General features: G+C 68.0%; 15 protein-coding genes. 9 read left to right on the top strand and 6 right to left on the bottom strand.

What is annotated here, in order from left to right:
* Window positions 1-53 precede the first annotated feature (53 nt).
* Entirely contained in the window at window positions 54-1,718 is a 1,665-nt protein-coding gene (locus tag AC1DMS_RS27570) for an alpha-amylase family protein (protein WP_012747100.1), read from the bottom strand.
* Between the two features lie 60 nt (window positions 1,719-1,778).
* Here AC1DMS_RS27570 and AC1DMS_RS27565 point away from each other — a divergent pair, with 60 nt between their 5' ends.
* Window positions 1,779-3,389 (top strand): alpha-amylase family glycosyl hydrolase, encoded by a 1,611-nt coding sequence (locus AC1DMS_RS27565; RefSeq protein ID WP_478182004.1) that lies wholly within the window; start codon window positions 1,779-1,781, stop codon window positions 3,387-3,389.
* A gap of 35 nt (window positions 3,390-3,424) precedes the next feature.
* Here the strand turns inward: AC1DMS_RS27565 and AC1DMS_RS27560 are convergent, their stop codons facing one another.
* From AC1DMS_RS27560 to AC1DMS_RS27540, 5 genes are all read right to left on the bottom strand, one after another.
* Window positions 3,425-4,771: an erythromycin esterase family protein gene (locus AC1DMS_RS27560; protein ID WP_478182003.1), complete on the bottom strand. Its 1,347-nt coding sequence runs from the start codon at window positions 4,769-4,771 to the stop codon at window positions 3,425-3,427.
* A gap of 12 nt (window positions 4,772-4,783) precedes the next feature.
* The gene (locus AC1DMS_RS27555; protein ID WP_018902900.1) at window positions 4,784-5,449 is read right to left on the bottom strand and encodes a phosphoribosyltransferase; all 666 of its coding nucleotides are present in this window, start codon (window positions 5,447-5,449) and stop codon (window positions 4,784-4,786) included.
* A gap of 142 nt (window positions 5,450-5,591) precedes the next feature.
* Window positions 5,592-5,933: a hypothetical protein gene (locus AC1DMS_RS27550; protein WP_012747104.1), complete on the bottom strand. Its 342-nt coding sequence runs from the start codon at window positions 5,931-5,933 to the stop codon at window positions 5,592-5,594.
* Window positions 5,934-5,980: 47 nt separating this feature from the next.
* Window positions 5,981-6,400: an Hsp20/alpha crystallin family protein gene (locus AC1DMS_RS27545; RefSeq protein WP_478182002.1), complete on the bottom strand. Its 420-nt coding sequence runs from the start codon at window positions 6,398-6,400 to the stop codon at window positions 5,981-5,983.
* Between the two features lie 42 nt (window positions 6,401-6,442).
* On the bottom strand, window positions 6,443-6,880 hold the full coding sequence (locus tag AC1DMS_RS27540; protein WP_018902897.1) for an Hsp20/alpha crystallin family protein: 438 nt from the start codon (window positions 6,878-6,880) through the stop codon (window positions 6,443-6,445).
* A 274-nt stretch (window positions 6,881-7,154) separates the two neighbouring features.
* Between AC1DMS_RS27540 and AC1DMS_RS27535 the strand changes: the two genes are divergently transcribed.
* From AC1DMS_RS27535 to treZ, 8 genes are all read left to right on the top strand, one after another.
* Window positions 7,155-7,514, top strand: a complete 360-nt coding sequence (locus tag AC1DMS_RS27535; RefSeq protein ID WP_012747108.1) for a hypothetical protein — start codon at window positions 7,155-7,157, stop codon at window positions 7,512-7,514.
* Window positions 7,515-7,619: 105 nt separating this feature from the next.
* On the top strand, window positions 7,620-7,940 hold the full coding sequence (locus AC1DMS_RS27530) for a hypothetical protein (RefSeq protein ID WP_478182001.1): 321 nt from the start codon (window positions 7,620-7,622) through the stop codon (window positions 7,938-7,940).
* A gap of 194 nt (window positions 7,941-8,134) precedes the next feature.
* Window positions 8,135-10,033 carry a 1,4-alpha-glucan branching protein GlgB gene (gene glgB / locus AC1DMS_RS27525; RefSeq protein ID WP_478182000.1) on the top strand — a complete coding sequence of 633 codons (1,899 nt, stop codon included), beginning with the start codon at window positions 8,135-8,137 and terminating at the stop codon, window positions 10,031-10,033.
* Window positions 10,030-12,084, top strand: coding sequence for an alpha-1,4-glucan--maltose-1-phosphate maltosyltransferase (locus AC1DMS_RS27520; protein ID WP_478181999.1), 2,055 nt, complete (start codon window positions 10,030-10,032; stop codon window positions 12,082-12,084). Before glgB ends, AC1DMS_RS27520 begins: the two co-directional genes overlap by 4 nt.
* 10 nt (window positions 12,085-12,094) lie before the next feature.
* The gene (treS, locus tag AC1DMS_RS27515; RefSeq protein ID WP_012747112.1) at window positions 12,095-15,424 is read left to right on the top strand and encodes a maltose alpha-D-glucosyltransferase; all 3,330 of its coding nucleotides are present in this window, start codon (window positions 12,095-12,097) and stop codon (window positions 15,422-15,424) included.
* A gap of 58 nt (window positions 15,425-15,482) precedes the next feature.
* Window positions 15,483-16,223 carry a mechanosensitive ion channel family protein gene (locus tag AC1DMS_RS27510; RefSeq protein WP_012747113.1) on the top strand — a complete coding sequence of 247 codons (741 nt, stop codon included), beginning with the start codon at window positions 15,483-15,485 and terminating at the stop codon, window positions 16,221-16,223.
* Window positions 16,224-16,249: 26 nt separating this feature from the next.
* Window positions 16,250-18,415, top strand: coding sequence for a glycogen debranching protein GlgX (glgX, locus tag AC1DMS_RS27505; RefSeq protein WP_012747114.1), 2,166 nt, complete (start codon window positions 16,250-16,252; stop codon window positions 18,413-18,415).
* Entirely contained in the window at window positions 18,412-20,247 is a 1,836-nt protein-coding gene (treZ, locus tag AC1DMS_RS27500; RefSeq protein ID WP_012747115.1) for a malto-oligosyltrehalose trehalohydrolase, read from the top strand. Before glgX ends, treZ begins: the two co-directional genes overlap by 4 nt.
* The last annotated feature ends 13 nt before the right edge of the window (window positions 20,248-20,260 follow it).

Raw genomic sequence — 20,260 nt, 5'->3', positions numbered from 1 at the left:
GGAACGGGCCGCTTCGCGCAATCCCGCATGCGCCGCCGGCCCATGGCGCACCCTCACATCTCCTCGCGCTTGAGAAGATAGTCGAGCGGGCCGACGCGGAACCACCGGTAGCCGTAGGGCTCCAGCAGCATGCAGTGCTTTCCCTTCGAGTTGGCGCGGCTGTGCGCGTTGGAGAGCAGGTTGATCAGCTGCCCGCCGTGCCTGCCGAGCGCCTTGGCGCCGAGCTTTATTTCCAGCGGGCTGTCGCCCAGGTTGTGCACGAAGACCGCCGCGTTGCCGCGCCATTCGTAGCGCATGACGAGCACCGCGCGCTCCTCGTTGGGAACCACCTCGAAGTCGCCCCAGCCGATCTCCGGCACTTCCTTTCGCATGCGGAACACGCGTTCCATCCAGTTGAGCAGCGACTCGGGGTCGCGCCGCTGCGCCGCCACGTTCACATGCTCGAAGCCGTAGGCACCGCCCGTGATCACCGGCAGCACCGGCTTGGAAGAGGTGGTGAACCCGCCCTGGCGCTCGGTGGACCACTGCATCGGCGTGCGCGCGCAGTTGCGCTCCGGCAGGCTCAGGTCGTCGCCCATGCCGATCTCGTCGCCGTAGCGGACCACCGGCGTGCCGGGCAGGGTGAGCATCAGGCTGTAGGCCAGCTCGAGGCGCCGCCGGTTGCCGCCGAGCATCGGTGCCAGCCTGCGGCGTATGCCGCGGTCGTACAGCTGCATGTCCTTTTCGGGGCCGAAGGCGGCGAACACGCGCTGGCGCTGCGCGGGCCGCAGGCGGCCCAGGTCGAGCTCGTCGTGGTTGCGCAGGAAGATGCCCCACTGCGAGGTCGCGGGGCGCGCCCGCGTCGCCTCCAGCGCCTTGGCCAGCGGCCGCGCGTCGGCCACGGCCATCGCATAGAAGAGGTGCTGGTTGACCTGGAAGTTGAACATCATGTGCAGCCGCTCGCCCTCGTCGCCGAAGTAGGCCATGTTGGTGCTGGGCAGCACGTTGGCCTCGGCAAGGATGATCGCGTCGCCCCGGCGCCACTGGAGCAGTTCGCGGAACTGGCGCAGCATGTCGAACTTCTCGGTCGGGCGCACGACCCTCGGGCCCTTGGCGCCGATCACGAAGGGCACGGCGTCCATGCGGAAACCCGAGACGCCCATCTGGGTCCAGAAGCCCATGATCTTCAGGATCTCCGCCTGCACGTCGGGGTTGGCGGTGTTCAGGTCGGGCTGGAATTCGTAGAAGCGGTGGAAGTACCAGCGCCTTGCGAGCTTGTCGAAGGTCCAGGTCGATTTCTGCACGCCCGGGAAGACCACACCATCGGTGTAGCGGGCCGGCTTCCTGTCGGACCACACATACCAGTTGTGATACTTTGACTTGCGGTCCCTGCGTGCCTGCTGGAACCACGGGTGCTGGTCCGAGGTGTGGTTCACCACCAGGTCCATCAGCACGCGCATGCCCAGGCGCGAAGCCGAGTGCGTGAACTCGACGAAATCGCCGAGCGTGCCGAAGCGGGGATCGACGTTGTAAAAGTCCGAAACATCGTAGCCGTCGTCCTGCCTCGGCGATGGATGGAAGGGCATCAGCCACAGGGTCGTGACACCCAGGCCGTGAAGGTACTCCAGCCGCCGTGTCAGCCCCTCGAAGTCGCCGCAGCCGTCGCCGTTGGAGTCCATGAAGGTTCCCACGGAGAGGCAATACACCACGGCGTTTTTGTACCAAAGGTCGTTGATCATGCCGGGGAACCTCCTGAAGATCGGAGCCTCGCAAACACGGAACACACGAAAGGAAACCCGATGTCGGCCGATGCTTGGTGGAAGAACGGAATCGTCTATCAGATCTATCCGCGTTCATTCCAGGACAGCGACGGAGACGGCATCGGCGACCTGCGTGGCATCCGCAAGCGGCTCGATTATCTGGTCGAGCTTGGCGTGGATGCCGTCTGGATATCGCCGATCTACCCCTCACCAATGGCCGACTTCGGGTACGACATATCCGACTACTGCAACATCGATCCGCGCTTCGGCACGCTCGAGGACTTCGACGCGCTCGCGGCGGAGTGCAAGGCGCGCGGCCTGAAGCTGGTGCTGGACTTCGTGCCCAACCACACCTCCGACCAGCACCCGTGGTTCGTGCAGAGCCGCGCCTCGCGCACCAGCCCCAAGCGCGACTGGTACCTGTGGCGCGACCCGGCGCCCGGTGGCGGCCCGCCCAACAACTGGCTCAGCAATTTCGGCGGTCCGGCATGGACCTTCGACGAAGCCAGCGGCCAGTACTACTGCCACTCCTTCCTGAAGGAGCAGCCCGACCTCAACTGGCGCAACCGCGAGGTGCGCGAGGCGATGTACGAGGTGCTGCGCTTCTGGCTGCGGCGCGGCGTGGACGGTTTCCGCATCGACGTGCTCTACCACCTCATCAAGGACGACCAGTTCCGCGACAACCCGCCCAACCCGTCGTTCCAGCCGGGGCAGGATCCTTCGCACCGGCTGCTGGCGCTCTACACGACGGACCGGCCGGAGATGCAGGACATCGTGTTCGAGATGCGCCGCGTGGTCGATGCGTTCAGCAGCGAGGCTTCGGCGCGCGTGCTGATCGGCGAACTCTATCTTCCGCTCGAGCGGCTCATGGCCTACTACGGGCTCACGTCGGAAGGCCTGCTGCAGGGCGTGCAGCTGCCGTTCAATTTCCAGCTCATTGCGGCGCCGTGGCACGCGGCCGAGATCGACCGCATCGTGCGCAGCTACGAAGCGGCGCTGCCTCACGGCGCGGCGCCCAACTGGGTGCTCGGCAACCACGACAAGCCGCGCATCGCGAGCCGCGTGGGGCAGGAGCGGGCGCGGCTCGCGGCCATGCTGCTGCTCACGCTGCGCGGCACTCCCACGCTCTACTACGGCGACGAGATCGGCCTGACCGACGTTCCCATTCCGCCCGATGAGGTGCAGGACCCGTTCGAGAAGAACGAGCCGGGCAAGGGCCTGGGGCGCGATCCGCAGCGCACGCCCATGCAATGGAGCCGGGCCCACATGGCCGGCTTCACCGACGGCACGCCGTGGCTGCGCCTGGGCGGCGACTGGGGCATGCGCAACGTCGAAGCGCAGCTGGCCGATCCGGCCTCGATGCTGCAGCTCTACAGGAAGCTCATCGCGCTGCGCCGCAAGGAACCCGCGCTGCACGAAGGAACCCACGAACAGCTCCACGCCGGCGACGACGTGCTGGCCTATGCGAGAGCATCGGGAACGCGGCGGCTGATCGTGCTGCTGAACTTCTCGACCTCCGACACCCGGATCGCGGCCGAGCTGCTGCCGCGCGAAGTGGTCGTGCTGGCCTCGACGCATCCTGAGCGCACCGGAGCGGTGGCGGGCGAACTGGTGCTGCAGCCGCTGGAGGGCGTGATCGTCGCGCAGTGATCGGTGCGTGAAAGCGGTGCGTGAACGCGACGCGGCTACTGGCCCGAGGGATAGGTCTCGGGCACCTCCGCGTCGGTTGCGGCCGCATCGCGCTCCGGCGGATCGACCGCGCGGCTCTGGTCGAAGTGCAGCAGCGCATCGAACTGCACCGGCAGCCGCGCGAAGAAATAGTGGCTCTGCCGTTCGGTCTCGGGCCGGTAGATGACGCCAATGGCGCGTTCGAGCCGCGGCTCCCGCAGCGCGAAGAAATGGCTTCCCTCGCCACGCAGCGGCAGCATGAAGCGCTCGAGCCCGGTCTCGTGCATGAGGCCCTCGTAGCTGTCCTCGCGCGAGGGGACCACCTGCTTGCGTTCGGCGGCCGCGCCCCAGTCGGAGGCCGCCATCACGCTGCCGGTGTGCGTGGTGAAGCCCACCAGCACCGCATCGCGGCCCTGGCGTTCGCGCACCAGCTGGCCCACGTTGAGTTCCCCGCGGCGCTCGCCCATCTCGGTGGCGCGGGCATCGCCCAGGTGCGAGTTGTGCGCCCACACCACGATCTTCGGTCGATCGCTCGCGCGCCACAGGTGGCGCTCGATCTCGCCCAGCGTCTCCACCATGTGCCGGTCGCGCTGGTTCCAGGAGGACACGTCGCTCAGGTACATCGAGCGGTAGTAGGCCTCGGCGTTCTTGACGAGGCGCGCATTCTGCTCGGCGTTGAAGGCGTCTTCCTCATTGGCCGCGCCGCCGCTGCGCCATGCATCGCCGGCGGCGCGGCGCATCTCGACCAGCATCTCGACCACTTCGCGCTGGCAGGAGGGCGTGTTGCCGAGCCCGGCCATCAGGCCGTAGACCTGGCCGCCGTCGCCGAAGCGGTCGAAGCATGCGTAGCGTTCGCGGGCGCTGCGCGCTGCCACGGGATCGGTGCGGTCGAAATAGTCGAGCACGGCTTCGATGGAGGCGTGCAGGCTGTAGAGGTCCAGGCCGTAGAAGCCGGTCTTGCCCTGCGGCGGGCCCGCGTCGTTGAAGGCGCGCTGCCATTCGATAAAACTTGCGACGTCCTCGTTGCGCCACATCCAGGTCGGAAAGCGCCGGAAGCCCGCGAGCGCTTCGCGCGCATTGGCGTCGCCGCCGGCGCCCCTCACGTAGCGGTTCGCGCGGTAGGCGTCGGGCCAGTCGCCTTCGATGGCCACCGCGTGGAAGCCTTTCTCGGCCAAGAGGCGCCGCGTGATGTCGGCGCGCGCCGCATAGAACTCGTGCGTGCCGTGCGAAGCCTCGCCGAGCAGCACATAGTGCGCATCGCCGATCAGCTCGAGCAGCGCGTCATGGTCGCTGGAAGATCCGTCCATCGGATGCGCCACGGCACGCAGCGCCTCCGCTTCGTTCGAAATGCGTGAGGGATTCATCGTCCACGGTCCTCAGGCAGGAAGCGCGCCATGAGGGTTGGCGTCTTCGATCAGGTGGCAGACCTCCTCATCGCTGGTCTGCGAGAAGTCCAGGTACCAGCGCCCCACGCCGAGGAAGGGCTCCGGTGTCTCGGCGCAGACCACGTCGTCGGCTTCGCCTAACAGCAGCGCGCAGGCTTCGCGCGAAGCCACGGGCGCTGCAACCACCACGCGGGCCGGCGCCTGCCGGCGCACCGCGCGCACGGCCACGCGCATGGTCGCGCCGGTGGCCAGGCCGTCGTCCACCAGGATGGCGGTGCGGCCATGCAGGTCGGGCGCGGGCCGGTCGCCGCGGTAGGCGCGTTCGCGCCGCTCGAGTTCGTCCTGCTCGTTGCGCACGACCTCGTCGACCTCCTTCGCGCCGATGCCGAGTTCGCGCACGAGGTCTTCATCCAGCACCCGCTCGCCGCCGCCCGCGATGGCGCCCATCGCGTATTCCTCGTGTCCCGGAACGCCGAGCTTGCGCACCACGAGCACGTCGAGCGGCGCATGCAATGCCTTGGCCACTTCGTAGGCCACCGGCGTCCCGCCGCGCGGCAGGGCCAGCACAGTGACGTCCGGCTTGTGCGCATAGGCGGCGAGCCTGTGAGCGAGCACGCGGCCCGCCTGCTGCCGGTTCCTGAAAAACTCGAAAGCCATTTCTCGGGTGTCCTTGCGGCCACCTTATTTTTCCTGGCACAGGGGTGCTGTAGGGGGATGCGCACATTGGCGTAGGCGTGCACTGCCATGGGGCGGCGCGCCGTGCCCCCGTCTCTCAGCGGCAGCTAAGGGTGCTGCTGGATCAGGCGCCAGCCTGCCGCAGCCCACCCCGCCCGCGCCGCGCCCCCTCCCGCCACGCATTCACGATCAGCTCGCGCGCCTTCGGGTGCTCGGGGTCGGTGACCACCCATTCGGGGTAGGCGTGCGGAAGGCTGGCCGCGGTGGCGCGGATCGCGTCGAACTCGATGGGGGAGAGCGGCGCGGCCGCGCCGGCGCGGTGGGCCAGGGTCTTGCGCAGGCCCGCCTTCCATGCGTCCGGCAGGTGGTCGACGGCGGGCAGGAGCGCCAGCGCGATGTGCGCGGCGCGCGGGCTCAGGGCCGCGGCGTCGGCGCGCAGCCGCGCCAGGCACTCGGTGCCGCTCATCTTTCTTCTTCCATCGCCTTGGTCGCACGGCATGCTGCGCCCCTCGCTCAGGCCGCCTGGATCTCGATGCGCCGCGGCTGCGCGTGCTGGGCCTTGGGAATGCGCAGCTTCAGCACGCCCTGCGAAAGCTCGGCCGAGACGGCGTTGGTGTCGAGCTCCTTGCTGAGCGTGAAGACGCGGCGGAAGCGGGCCAGCCCCACCTCCGTGTGGCTCGACTCGAGCCCCTCGGGTATCGAGAGCCCCGACTCGGCCTCGATGGTCAGCGTGTCGGATGCGACCTGCAGGCTGAGCTTGTCGCGCGAGACGCCCGGCAGGTCGGCAAAGAGCGTGATGCCGCCGCTGTCCTCGACCACGTCGACCGGCGGCGTCAGCGCCGCGTCGCTGTAGCGCGTGCTGTCGTCCTTGCGCGCGAGCTCCTTCGACCCGGCCGCGCGGGTCGAAGTGCTGGGGGTGTTGCTGCTGTCCATGATCGTCTCTCCTTTCTTCATTTCAGGGTTGCGTCGTCGTCATCACTGCACCGTGATGCGCCGCGGCTGCGACGAAGCCTGGCGCTGCACGCTGATGTGCAGCACGCCGTCGCGGTACTTGGCGGTCACGGCGTCGGGGTCGGCATCGTCGGGCAGGGTGAGCACGCGGCGGAACGAGCCCTCGAAGCGCTCGTTGATGTGCACGGCTGCCTTGGCGTCGGACTCGGGCAGCTTGTTGGCGCGCTGGCCGGCAATGGTGAGCAGGCCGCGCTCCAGGTTCACCTCGAGGCTGGACGGGTCGACACCGGGCGCGAACGCGTAGATCTCCACGGTCTGCGGCGTGCCGCCGATGTTCAGGGCCGGAAAGCCGTTGCGGCCGAAGCCCCGGATGGTCGGAGACAGATCGAAGGCCTGCTGCATCTCGCGCTGCAGGCGATCCATCTCTGCAAACATGTCACGCGGAAACAGGGATCGGTACATGGCGAAAACCTCCATTCAAAGAAAGAACAACAGGTTGAACGGTGCGCTCGAGGCGTGCGCCTCCAGCGCTTCCGATCAGCGAAATAGGCGCAGGCGGCAGGTTTTCAAGAGGGGATGTCCGGGGGGCGGTAGCCCGATTGCGCGGGTGCTATGAAGGCCGATGCCGCAATTGAAAAAAACTCGACGCCGGGCCTCTTGAAGGGGCGCGGCGCGGACCTAAATCGATCCTCGTCGAAATCGTCAATCGTCATTCCAAACCTGAAGGAGATTTGCCATGCCGATGGACCTGCTCAAGCAGATAGCCGCATCCCGCCTGCCCGTGTCTTTCCGCACGCCCAAGGAGATCGACGAGGTCAGGATCCTGCGCCAGGCGGGGCTCGTGATCGCACTGATTCCGGCGCCAGCCGACCCCCTGAAGCTCGCGGGCAGCGAGCCCGCGGCGCAGGTGCTGGCCATCACCGAGAAAGGACGCGAGGAGCTCGCGCGGATCCGCTATCCGGGTGAGTTGCCGCAGCAGTCGAAACGCCGCCATGCGGGCCTGAAAGGCTGGCTTGGCGAGAAGCGCTTCGGACATGCATTGCAGCAAGTCTTACCAGCCCGAAGCCGCGATTCGCGCCCCTCGCAGGGTTTGTAGGCCGCATCCTTCCTGAACATGCGCGCAAATCCATGCCGCCGGATGCGTGCTTCCGCGCTGAATCCGATTCGCTCATGCAAGCGAAAAATTCATCAGGAGACAGACATGGACTTCGAAGGCATCTATTGCTTTGACACGGCGGCCGTCCGCTTTGCGATCTACCCGGACGGCCACGATGGCGCGCGGATCATCGGGCAGATTTCGGAGGAGACCCTGCACGACGTGTTCGGCACCAGGGACCTGGGCGACCGCCTGCTGGAAACCTGCAAGGCGCACTTCGAAGCCATTGGCGCCGCGGCGCTCAAGCGCTACCGCACCGACCCGAACCAGCCGATCGTGCTGACCGTGGACGATTTTTCCCAGCGCCTTTCTCCCCGTTCCGGCGGCTCGCAAACCGCACCGCAGGCCACGTCGCTGGCTGCCTGAAAACGCCGCGCCCGGTGCGCGGCCGGTTTTCGCCCCTGGTCGCGTGATGGGCAACTCTCCGACACGGCAAGGAGGTTTCAGCCTTACCCGCTGCGCCCGGATTCTTTGCAAATTGTGTGCTCAGGCCTTGTAGATGCCGAAAGCGTGTCCGTTGGACACCCGGTCGCTGGCCTTCATGCGAGCAAGGAACACCGGTGCCAGTGACCCAACTGCTTTCAGAGCCTGAGGCGCAAGACGCCTACCTGTTCCGCGAAGGAACGCATTCCCGCCTGTACGACCTCATGGGTTGCCATCTTCTGAAGGAGGGCGGCGCGCGCTTCGCGGTGTGGGCGCCCAACGCGGAATCGGTGGCGGTGGTCGGCGACTGGAACCACTGGTCCGGCGATGCCGATCCGCTCGCGCCGTCCGCGGACGGCACCGGCATCTGGCTGGGCCGTGCGCCCCATGCCGCGCCGGGGCAGGCCTACAAGTACCGCATCCGCTCGCGCTTTGGCGGCTACACGGTCGACAAGGCCGACCCGTTCGCGTTCTGCGCCGAGCTGGCGCCCGCCACGGCCTCGCGCATCTGCGAACTTTCTTATGAATGGAACGATGCCGAATGGATGGCCACGCGGGGCGCGCGCAATGCGCTCGATGCGCCGATGTCGGTCTACGAGGTGCACCTGGGCTCGTGGCGCCGCCGCGAGGGCCGGTTCATGGGCTACCGCGAGATCGCGCATGAACTCGCGGCCTACGTGAAGGAGATGGGCTTCACGCACGTGGAGCTCATGCCCGTGACGGAGCACCCCTTCTACGGCTCCTGGGGCTACCAGACCACCGGCTACTTCGCGCCCACGGCGCGCTACGGCTCGCCGCAGGACTTCATGTACCTGGTCGATCACCTGCACCAGAACGGCATCGGCGTGCTGCTGGACTGGGTGCCCTCGCATTTTCCGACCGACGAGCACGGCCTGGCGTTCTTCGACGGCACGCACCTCTACGAGCATGCCGATCCGCGCCAGGGCTTCCACCCGGAGTGGAACTCCAGCATCTTCAACTACGGCCGTGCGGAGGTGCGCAGCTTCCTGGTGTCGTCGGGCCTGTTCTGGCTCGACAGGTACCACGTGGACGGGCTGCGGGTCGATGCGGTCGCCTCCATGCTCTACCTGGACTACGCGCGCAAGCACGGCGAATGGATTCCCAACCGCCATGGCGGCCGCGAGAACCTGGAGGCGATCGACTTCCTGCGCACCCTGAACCGCGCCGTCTACCGCGAGCACCCCGACGCGATCACCGTGGCCGAGGAATCCACGGCCTGGCCGCGCGTCTCGCGGCCGACCGATATGGACGGGCTGGGCTTTGGCGAGAAATGGAACATGGGCTGGATGCACGACGTGCTCGCCTACATGAAGGAAGAGCCGATCCACCGCAAGTACCACCACCACAAGATGACCTTCTCGCTGGTGTATGCGTTCCATGAGAACTTCGTGCTGCCGCTGTCGCACGACGAGGTGGTGCACGGCAAGGGCTCGCTGCTCGGCAAGATGCCGGGCGACCACTGGCAGCAGTTCGCCAACCTGCGCGCGCTGTTCGGCTTCATGTGGGCGCACCCGGGCAAGAAGCTGCTCTTCATGGGGGGCGAGTTCGGCCAGCGGCGCGAGTGGACGCACGACGGCGAGCTCGAATGGTGGGTCTGCGAACTCGAGGGGCACGGCGGCCTGCAGCGGCTGGTGGCGCAGCTCAACCGCGTGTACCGCGATGCGCCCGCGCTCTACCAGCAGGATTTCTCGGCCTCGGGCTTCGAATGGGTCGCGGCCGACGATGCCGACGCCAGCGTGTTCGCCTTCCTGCGCAAGCCGCGCGATGGCCACGCGCCGCTGCTGGTGGTCAGCAACATGACGCCGGTGCCGCGCACCAACTACCTGCTGGGCGTGCCGCTGCCCGGCTTCTGGCGCGAGCTCATCAACACCGACGCCGTCGAGTTCGGCGGCTCCGGGTGGGGCAACCTTGGCGGCGTCGAGGCCGCACCCGTGCGTTCGCATGGCCGCATGCACTCGGTGTGCATGACCCTGCCGCCGCTGTCCACGCTGATTCTCGAGCACCGGCCATCATGAAAAAACTGTTCGCAAATCCGCAGGCCCCCGCGGCTTCCTCCGTGGCGCCCGAGGTGCAGGACGGCAACCGGCGCGCGGTCGTCGATGTCGTGCTGCCATCGGTGGACAACGGCCGCTTTGCCGTGAAATGCATCGTCGGCGAAAGGATGCAGGTGAAGGCGCACTGCTTCACCGACGGCCACGATGTGCTGCGCGTGCTGCTGTGCTGGCGTCCGCAGGGCAAGGCCGAGTTCCGCGAAGTGCCGATGAAGCCGCTCGTCAACGATGTGTGGGAGGCATCCTTTGCGCCGCCCGCGCTCGGGCGCTACTTCTACACCGTGGTGGCCTGGGTCGACCCGTTCGAATCGTGGCGCCATGAAATGACACGCCGCGTGGACCCCGACGACGTGCGCATCGCATCGCAGGTGGGCGCACTGGAGGTGGCCGGCGCAGCCGAGCGGGCCGAGGGCGCGGACCGGCAGGCGCTGGCCAACTGGGCGACAGAGCTCGATGCCGTGGCGGCCGACCCCGGCGCGGACGTGTCGGCGCTCAAGGCGCTGGCGCTGGACGAAGAGCTCGCCATGCTGGCGCGCCGCCACCCCGACCGCCGGCACGAAGTGCGCTTTGCTCTCGAGCTGCCGCTGGAGGCCGAGCGCGAGCGTGCGCGCTTCAGCACCTGGTATGAGCTGTTCCCGCGTTCGGCCGGCACCACGCCCGGCGTGCACGGCACCTTCAAGGACGTGGAGGCGCGGCTGCCCGCCATCGCCGCCATGGGCTTCGACGTGCTGTACTTTCCGCCGATCCACCCGATCGGCCGGCTGCAGCGCAAGGGCCCCAACAACGCGCTGGCCAGCGGCGCGGACGACGTCGGCAGTCCCTGGGCCATTGGCGCGGCCGAGGGCGGCCACAAGGCCATTCTTCCGGCGCTGGGCACGGCGGAAGACTTTCGCCACCTCTGCGCAGAGGCCGCCTCGCACGGCCTGGAGATCGCGCTGGACATCGCCTTCCAGTGCGCCCCCGACCATCCCTATGTGAAGGCGCACCCCGACTGGTTCCGCTGGCGCCCCGACGGCAGCGTGCAGTACGCGGAGAACCCGCCCAAGAAGTACCAGGACATCTACCCCTTCAACTTTGAGAGCGAGGACTGGCGCGGCCTGTGGGCTGAGCTGCGCAGCGTGATCGAGCACTGGATAGGCGAGGGCGTGCGCATCTTCCGCGTCGACAACCCGCACACCAAGGCCTTCGCGTTCTGGGAATGGGTGATCGGCGAGATCCGGCGCCAGCACCCGGAAGTGATCTTCCTGGCCGAGGCCTTCACGCGGCCCAAGGTGATGCACCGGCTCGCGAAGCTGGGCTTCTCGCAGTCCTACACCTACTTCACCTGGCGCAACACCAAGCAGGAACTGGTCGAGTACTTCACCGAGCTTTCCACGCCGCCGGGCGTGGACTACTTCAGGCCCAACGTGTGGCCCAACACGCCCGACATCCTGCACGAGCAGCTGCAGGGCGGCGAAGCCTCGGTCTACATGGCGCGGCTGGTGCTGGCCGCCACGCTCGCGGCCAACTACGGCATCTACGGGCCGGCCTACGAGCTGCGCGAACACCGGCCGCGCTCGTCCGGCAGCGAGGAATACCTCGACTCCGAAAAATACCAGCTGCGCCACTGGAACCACGACGACCCGGGCAGCCTGGCGCCGTTCATCACGCGCGTGAACCGCATCCGCCGCGAGAACCCGGCGCTGCACCGGGACCGCGGCCTGCGCTTCCTGCGCATCGACAACGACCAGCTGCTGGCCTATGCCAAGGTGTCGGAGGCCGGCGACAACGTGGTCGTGACCGTGGTCAACCTCGATCCGCACAACGTACAGTCGGGCTGGCTCGAGCTCGACCCCGAAAGCGTGAACGTCGAGCGTTCGCGCCCGTTCCAGATGCACGACCTGCTGAGCGGGCAGCGCTTCATCTGGCAGGGCGGCTGGCACTACGTCAAGCTCGATCCGCACAGCGTGCCCGCGCACATCTTCGTGGTGCGGCGGCGCCATGGCGACGAGCGCGACTTCGACTACTTCCTGTGAGGCCGCAACGATGAACGCCCCTGTCTCCCACATTGCGCTCGAAACGGTAGAGATCGACATCAGCGACGACCCGCTGTGGTACCGCGATGCGGTGATCTACCAGCTCAACGTCAAGGCGTTCTTCGACTCCAACAACGACGGCATCGGCGACTTCAAGGGCGTCACGGCCAAGCTCGACTACGTGAAGGAGCTGGGCGTCAACACCATCTGGCTGATGCCCTTCTATCCATCGCCGCTGCGCGACGACGGCTACGACATTTCGGCCTACGAAGACGTGAACCCGCAGTACGGCACGCTGGACGACTTCCGCGAGATGCTCGACGCCGCGCACGAGCGCGGGCTGCGGGTGATCACCGAGCTGGTCATCAACCACACCTCGAGCGACCACCCGTGGTTCCAGGCCGCGCGGCGCGCACCGGCCGGCTCGCCCGAGCGCGACTTCTACGTGTGGAGCGACACCGACCAGATCTACCAGGGCACGCGCATCATCTTCACCGACACCGAGACCTCCAACTGGGCCTGGGACCCGGTGGCCAAGGCCTACTACTGGCACCGCTTCTTCAGCCACCAGCCGGACCTCAACTTCGACAACCCCGCGGTGCTCGAAGCCATCTTCAAGGTGATGCGCTTCTGGCTCGACATGGGCGTGGACGGCTTCCGGCTCGACGCCATTCCCTACCTGGTGGAGCGCGACGGCACCAGCAACGAGAACCTGCCCGAGACCCACGCGGTGATCAAGCAGCTGCGCGCGGCGATCGATGCGCAGTACAAGAACCGCTTCCTGCTGGCCGAGGCCAACATGTGGCCGGAAGACGTGCGCGAGTATTTCGGCGATGGCGACGAGTGCCACATGGCGTACCACTTTCCGCTGATGCCGCGCATGTACATGGCCATCGCGCAGGAAGACCGGCATCCCATCGTCGAGATCATGCAGCAGACGCCCGACATTCCCGAGGGCTGCCAGTGGGCCATCTTCCTGCGCAACCACGACGAGCTCACGCTCGAGATGGTCACCAGCAAGGAGCGCGACTACATGTACACCATGTATGCCGCCGACCTGCGCGCGCGCATCAACCTGGGCATCCGCCGGCGCCTGGCGCCGCTGATGGAAAACGACATCGACCGCGTGAAGCTCATGAACGGCATGCTGCTGTCGATGCCCGGCTCGCCGATCATCTACTACGGCGACGAGATCGGCATGGGCGACAACGTGTTCGTGGGCGACCGCAACGGCGTGCGCACGCCCATGCAGTGGAGCCCCGACCGCAACGCCGGCTTCTCGCGCGCCGATCCGCAGCGGCTGTACCTGCAGCCCATCATGGACCCGATGTTCGGCTACGAGGCGCTCAACGTGGAGGCACAGGCGCGCGACAGCAGCTCGCTGCTCAACTGGACCAAGCGCATGCTGGCCGTGCGCAAGACCAGCCACGCCTTCGGCCGCGGCAAGCGGCGCTTCCTGAAGCCGGGCAACCGCAAGATCCTGGCCTACCTGAGCGAGTACGACGAGGACATCATCCTCACGGTGTTCAACCTGTCTCGCGCCGCGCAGCCGGTGGAGCTGGATCTCTCGGCCTTCAAGGGCCGCGTGCCCATCGAGATGCTGGGCCGCGCGCCGTTTCCGCCCATCGGCGAGCTGCCCTACCTGCTCACGCTGGCCTCGTACGGCTTCTACTGGTTCAGGCTCACTTCCGATGCCGAGATGCCGAGCTGGCACCAGGAAGGCGTGGCGCTGCAGGAGTGGCCCACGCTGGTGCTGTTCGACGGCTGGACCAGCTTCTTCCGCGACCGCGTGATGCCCTGGCGCATCGGCATGTCGGAGCGCATGCGCAACCAGTTCGAGCTGGAGACGCTGCCGCGCCACATCGAGATCCAGCGCTGGTATGCATCCAAGGGCACCCCCATCGAGCGCGCGCGCCTGGCGGACCACGTCATCTGGGAGGCAGGCCCGCTCAGCTGGATGCTGCCCTTGCTCGAACTCGATGGGCCGCCCGGCGGCGCCACCTACTTCATGCCGCTGGCACTGGCCTGGGAAGAGCGCGACGAGGAGCGCATGGCCGGCGTCGCGCAGGCCGCGCTCGCCAAGGTGCGGCAACAGGCGCAGGTGGGGCTGATGGGCGATGCGTTCTATGACGAAGCCTTCTGCCGCGAATTGGTGCTGGCCATCCGCAGCGGCATGGAACTGGAAACCGCCCAGGGGCGGCTGCGCTTTCGCGCGACGGCGGCCTTTGCCGAAGTGGAGGCCGATATCGCCAGTCTGCCGATCGGCCGGCCGAGCGGCGTGAGCAGCAACACCGTGGTCACGCTCGACGAAACCCTGTTCCTCAAGGGCTACCGCCACCTGCGCGAAGGCCTGAACCCCGAGCTGGAGATGGGCCGCTTCCTGACCGAGGTGGCCAAATATCCGCACTGCGTCCCGGTGCTGGGCGCGCTCGAATACACCGGCAACGACGGGCGCACCATGACCCTGGCCATGGTGCAGTCCTATGTGTCGAACCAGGGCGATGGCTGGGACCACACGCTGGGCTACCTGGAGCGCTTCCTGCGCGACTTCGCCACCACCAACGGAGCGCTGCCGGACCCGATGGCCGTGCACGGCGGCTTTCTCGCGCTCATGGCCACGCTGGGCCGGCGCACCGCCGAGCTGCACCAGGCGCTTGCGCTGCGCACCGGCGCGGCGGCCTTCGATCCCGAGCCGCTGCTGGACAGCGACATCGCCCGCTATGCGGAGCAGGCCCGCGCCGACGCCACCGCCACGCTGGCGCTGCTGCGCGAAAGGCTGGCCCAGCTGCCGGCGCCGGCGCAGCCCGATGCCCAGGCCCTTCTGGCCATGGAAGACGCGCTGCAGGGCTCCATCGCGGCGCGCAGGCCGCAGGCGCAAGGCGGCATCAAGAGCCGCTACCACGGCGACCTGCACCTGGGGCAGGTGCTGCTGCGGGACAACGACTTCGTGATCATCGACTTCGAAGGCGAGCCCGCGCGCAGCTTCGACGAGCGCCGCGCCAAGGGCTCGCCGCTGCGCGACGTGGCCGGCATGCTGCGTTCGTTCAACTATGCGCGCTGGTCCGCGCTGCGCCGCGTTGCGCAGAGCGTGGAGGAGGCCGCCTACCTGGGGCCGCCCGCCGCGGCCTGGGAGCAGTCGGCACGCCAGGCCTTCCTGGACGGCTACATGGAGGCCGGCGCGGGCGAGGAGGCCACCCGCATCGACGCCGACCTGCTCGCGCTGTTCGAGACCGAGAAGGCGCTGTACGAGCTGCGCTACGAGCTCAACAACCGCATCGACTGGGCGCAGGTGCCGCTGAACGGCGTGCTCGCGCTGCTGCAGGTGGAGCGGCCCGGTTGATGCTTGCACCGCATCCACCGCCTTCGTCCGCAACCGCAACCACGCACCGGAGAGAAACATGGACCGATTTGGCATTCACCTGGAGCCGCTGAACGCAATGCTCTACCAGGTCGGGGCCTTCGTGCCCCGCCTGGCGATTGCATTGGTGGTGGTGCTTGCCGGCTGGCTCATTGCCAAGGCCGCGCGCTTTGCGGTGACCAAGGCGCTGCGCGCGATCAACTTCAACGTGCTGACCGAGCGCGCGGGCCTGGACAACTTCCTGCGCCAGGGCGGCTGGCCGGGCGACACCTGCAGCCTGTTCGGCGTGCTGGCCTATTGGCTGGTGATCTTTGCGGCACTGCTGCTGGCGTTCAACGGCATGGGCCTGAGCTACATCGCCGACCTGCTCGGGCGCGTCGTGTGGTTCGTGCCCAATCTCTTCGTGGCCCTTTTGGTGCTGGCCTTCGGTTCCTACTTTGCCCGCTTCGTGGGAGAGGCGGTGTCGAGCTACTTCCGGGGCGCGCAGCTGCGCGACGCCATGCTGCTGGGCCAGATCGCGCGCTACGCGGTCATGGCCTTCGTCATCCTGATTGCGCTGGACCAGGTCAAGGTGGGCGGCGACATCGTGCGCGAAAGCTTCCTGGTGATCCTGGCGGGCGTGGTGTTCGCGCTGGCGCTGGCCTTCGGCCTGGCGGGCAAGGATTGGGCGGCCGAGCAGATCGAACGCTGGTGGCCGCGCCTGCCGAAGGACGGCAGCGACAGCAGCAGCGGCACGGCCAGGCCCAAGCCGAACCCGTTCGACGAGCGCCCGCCGCGCTGAAATTTCTTTCTCCCACATCCAACTTGATGACACGCAGCAGCCAACGCAATCCGATCTCGGCCGTCTGGCCGGGGCGCCCCTATCCGCGGGGCGCCAACTGGGACGGGGAGGGCGTGAACTTCGCGCTTTTTTCCCAGCACGCACAAGGGGTGGACCTGTGCCTCTTCGACGACAAGGGCCGCCACGAAATCCAGCGCATCCCGATCCGGGAGCGCACCGACGGCGTATGGCACTGCTACCTGCCCGAAGCCCGCCCGGGCCAGGCCTACGGCTACCGCGTGCACGGCCCCTACAAGCCCGAGGAGGGCCACCGCTTCAACCCGCACAAGCTGCTGGTCGATCCCTACGCAAAAGACCTGGTGGGCGAACTGCGCTGGGGCGATGCGCTCTACGGCTACACGGTCGGCAGCAAGCGCGAAGACCTCTCGTTCGACCGCCGCGACAGCGCGCCGCTGGTGCCCAAGGGCCGCGTGCTGGAGCCGGCCTTCACCTGGGGCGACGACCGCCGGCCCTCGGTGCCCTGGCAGGACATGGTGATCTACGAGCTGCACGTGCGCGGCTTCACCATGCGCCACCCCGACGTGCCGCCCGAGCTGCGCGGCACCTACGGCGGCCTGTGCTGCGCGCCCGTGGTCGACTACCTCAAGCGCCTGGGCGTGACCACCATCGAGCTGCTGCCGGTGCACAGCTTCCTCAACGACCGGCACCTGGCGGAGAAGGGCCTGCAGAACTACTGGGGCTACAACTCGCTGGCCTACTTCGCCCCCGAGACGCGCTACAGCGCCTCGGGCAAGGTGAAGGAGTTCAAGACCATGGTGAAGACGCTGCACTCGGCCGGCATCGAGGTGATCCTGGACGTGGTCTACAACCACACCTGCGAAGGCAACCAGCTCGGGCCCACCCTCTCGATGCGCGGCGTGGACAACGCCTCCTACTACATCGTCAACGCCGACAACCGGCGCTACTACGACGACTTCACCGGCTGCGGCAACACCGTCAACCTGGAGCATCCGCATGCGCTGCAGCTGGTGATGGATTCGCTGCGCTACTGGGCCGAGGAAATGCACGTGGACGGCTTCCGCTTCGACCTGGCCTCGGCGCTCGCGCGCGAGGCCGGCAAGGTCGAGAACCTGGGCGGCTTCTTCGACGCCATCCGCCAGGACCCGACGCTCAACCGCGTCAAGCTCATCGCCGAGCCCTGGGACCTGGGCCACGGCGGCTACCAGGTGGGCAACTTCCCGCTCGGCTGGGCCGAATGGAACGACCGCTACCGCGACGGCATGCGCGGTTTCTGGAAGGGCGACCCGGGCGTGATCGGCGAGGTCGGCAAGCGGCTCACCGGCTCGGAAGACCTGTACGGCTGGTCGGGCAAGCGGCCCAACGCGAGCATCAACTTCATCACCGCGCACGACGGCTTCACGCTCGACGACCTGGTCTCCTACAACGACAAGCACAACGAGGCCAACGGCGAGGACAACCGCGACGGCAGCAACCACAACATCTCCTGGAACTGCGGCGCCGAAGGGCCGACGGAGGACCCCGAGATCGCCGCGCTGCGCGAGCGCCAGAAGCGCAACCTGCTGGCCACGCTGCTGCTGTCGCAAGGCGTGCCGATGCTGCTGGCCGGCGACGAGCGCGGCCACACGCAGAACGGCAACAACAACGCCTACTGCCAGGACAACGACATCAGCTGGCTCGACTGGACGCCCACGCCCGAGCGGCAGGCGCTGATCACCTTCGTGGAGCGCACCATCGCGCTCAGGCGCGCCCACCCCTCGTTCCGGCGCCGCAGCTTCTTTGCCGGCAAGCCCTCGGAGGCCGAGAGCGTGACCGACGTGGTCTGGCTGCGGCCCGACGGCGCCGAGATGCGCCCCGAGGACTGGAGCGACGCCAACGCGCGCTGCCTGGCGATGTACATGTCCGGCGGCGGCATTGCCGACCGCGGGCCGCGCGGCGAGGCGCTGCACGACGATGATTTTCTGGTGCTGTTCAACGCGCACCACGACGAGATCCCGTTCACCCTGCCGCCCGCTCCCTATGGCGCGTGGCGGCTGCTGCTCGACACCGCCAGCGGCACCCCGCCGCCCGCCACCGAGGACGTGGCCGCGCTCGCGCCCGCCTGGTCCGAGCCCGCCTATCCGCTGCAGTGCCGCTCGCTAGTGGTGCTGAGCCGGCCGGACGTGCGGCCATGAAGCGTTTCCACCGCATGCCGTTCGGCGCCACGGTGCGCGGCGATGGCGGCGTGGACTTTGCACTGTGGGCGCCGTCCATGCATGGCGTCACGCTCGTGCACACACCGGCGGGCGGGAAGGAGGCCTCGCACGCCATGGCGCAGGACACGGACGGCTGGCACCGCCTCACGCTCGCCGATGCGCGCGCTGGCGACCTCTATGCCTACCGGCTCGCCGACGGCACCACCATGCCCGACCCGGCCTCGCGCTTCAATCCGCAGGACGTGCACGGTCCGAGCCAGGTGGTCGATCCGGCCCTCTACGAATGGGCCGACACCGCTTGGCGCGGCAGGCCCTGGCACGAGGCCGTGGTCTACGAACTGCACGTTGGCACCTTCACCGCGGAAGGCACCTTCCGGGCCGCGCGCGAGCGGCTCGGCGAGCTGGCGGAACTGGGCATTACCGCGGTCGAGCTCATGCCGCTCGCGGATTTTCCCGGTGCGCGCAACTGGGGCTACGACGGCGTGCTGCAGTTCGCGCCCGACGCCAGCTACGGCACGCCCGACGAGCTCAAGGCCCTCGTCGACAGCGCGCATGCGCTGGGGCTGATGGTGCTGCTCGACGTGGTCTACAACCACTTCGGGCCGGAGGGCAACTACCTGCACGCCTGCTGCCCCGAATTCTTCGACGCGGCCCAGCACACGCCATGGGGCGCGGCCATCAACTTCGACGGGCCGGGCTCGCGCACCGTGCGCGACTTCTTCGTCCACAACGCGCTGTACTGGGTGAAAGAATTCCACTTCGACGGCCTGCGCATGGATGCGATCCATGCCATTCGCGATGCCTCGCCCAGGCACATCGTGCAGGAGATCCGCGAGGCGCTGAACGCCGGGCCGGCGCGCGAGCGGCAGGTGCACCTGGTGCTGGAGAACGACGCCAACCAGGCCTCGCTGCTGGCGCGCGACGGCAACGGCCTGCCGGTGGCGGGCACCGCGCAATGGAACGACGACCTGCACCACGCCGCCCATGTGCTGGCCACCGGCGAGCGCGACGGCTACTACGCCGACTATGCCGACGACGCCGCGGCCCGCTTTGCGCGTGCGCTGGCCGAAGGCTTCATCTACCAGGGGCAGCCCTCGGCCTTTCGCGGCGGGGAGCCGCGCGGCGAACCCAGCACGCAGCTGCCGCCGACCGCTTTCGTGTCCTACCTGCAGACCCACGACCAGGTCGGCAACCGCGCGTTCGGCGAGCGCATCCATGCGCTCGGCGATCCGGTGCTGGTGCGCGCCGCGCTGGCCTGCGTGCTGCTGTCGCCACACGTGCCCATGTTCTTCATGGGCGACGAGTTCGCGGCTTCCTCGCCGTTCCTGTACTTCTGCGACTTCGGCCCCGAACTGGCCTCGGCCGTGGCCGAAGGGCGCCGCGCAGAGTTCGGCCGCTTCGCCGCCTTTGCCGACGAAGCCGCGCGTGCGCGCATTCCCGATCCCAATGCGGACCAGACCTTCCAAGCCTCGAAGCTGCGCTGGCGCGAGCGCGGCACGCGGGCGCATTTCGCGCAGCTGTGCGAGGTGCAGCAATTGCTCGACGCGCGCCATCGGCTGCTGGTGCCGCACCTGGCCGGCGTGCGCGGCGCGGGAAGCCATGGCTGCGAAGACGGGATGATCCGGGTTCAGTGGAAGCTCTCGGACAAGCGCCTTCATCTGCTTGCGAATCTTGGTGCGCAGCCTGCGGTGGAAGCAGCCGCGCCTGCGGGCACGGTGCTCTACAGCAGGGGCGCCGTGGCCGCAGCGGCGGGCCTGCAGCTCGAGCGGGGCGCCGTGCATGCGACGCTGGAGGACATCGCCGGTGGCTGATCCGGGTCATTGG

The sequence above is a fragment of the Variovorax sp. 05T418 genome, from assembly GCF_056396385.1.
Note: the sequence above shows the minus strand (reverse complement) of the source record. Positions and strands in the feature narration are given on the sequence as shown.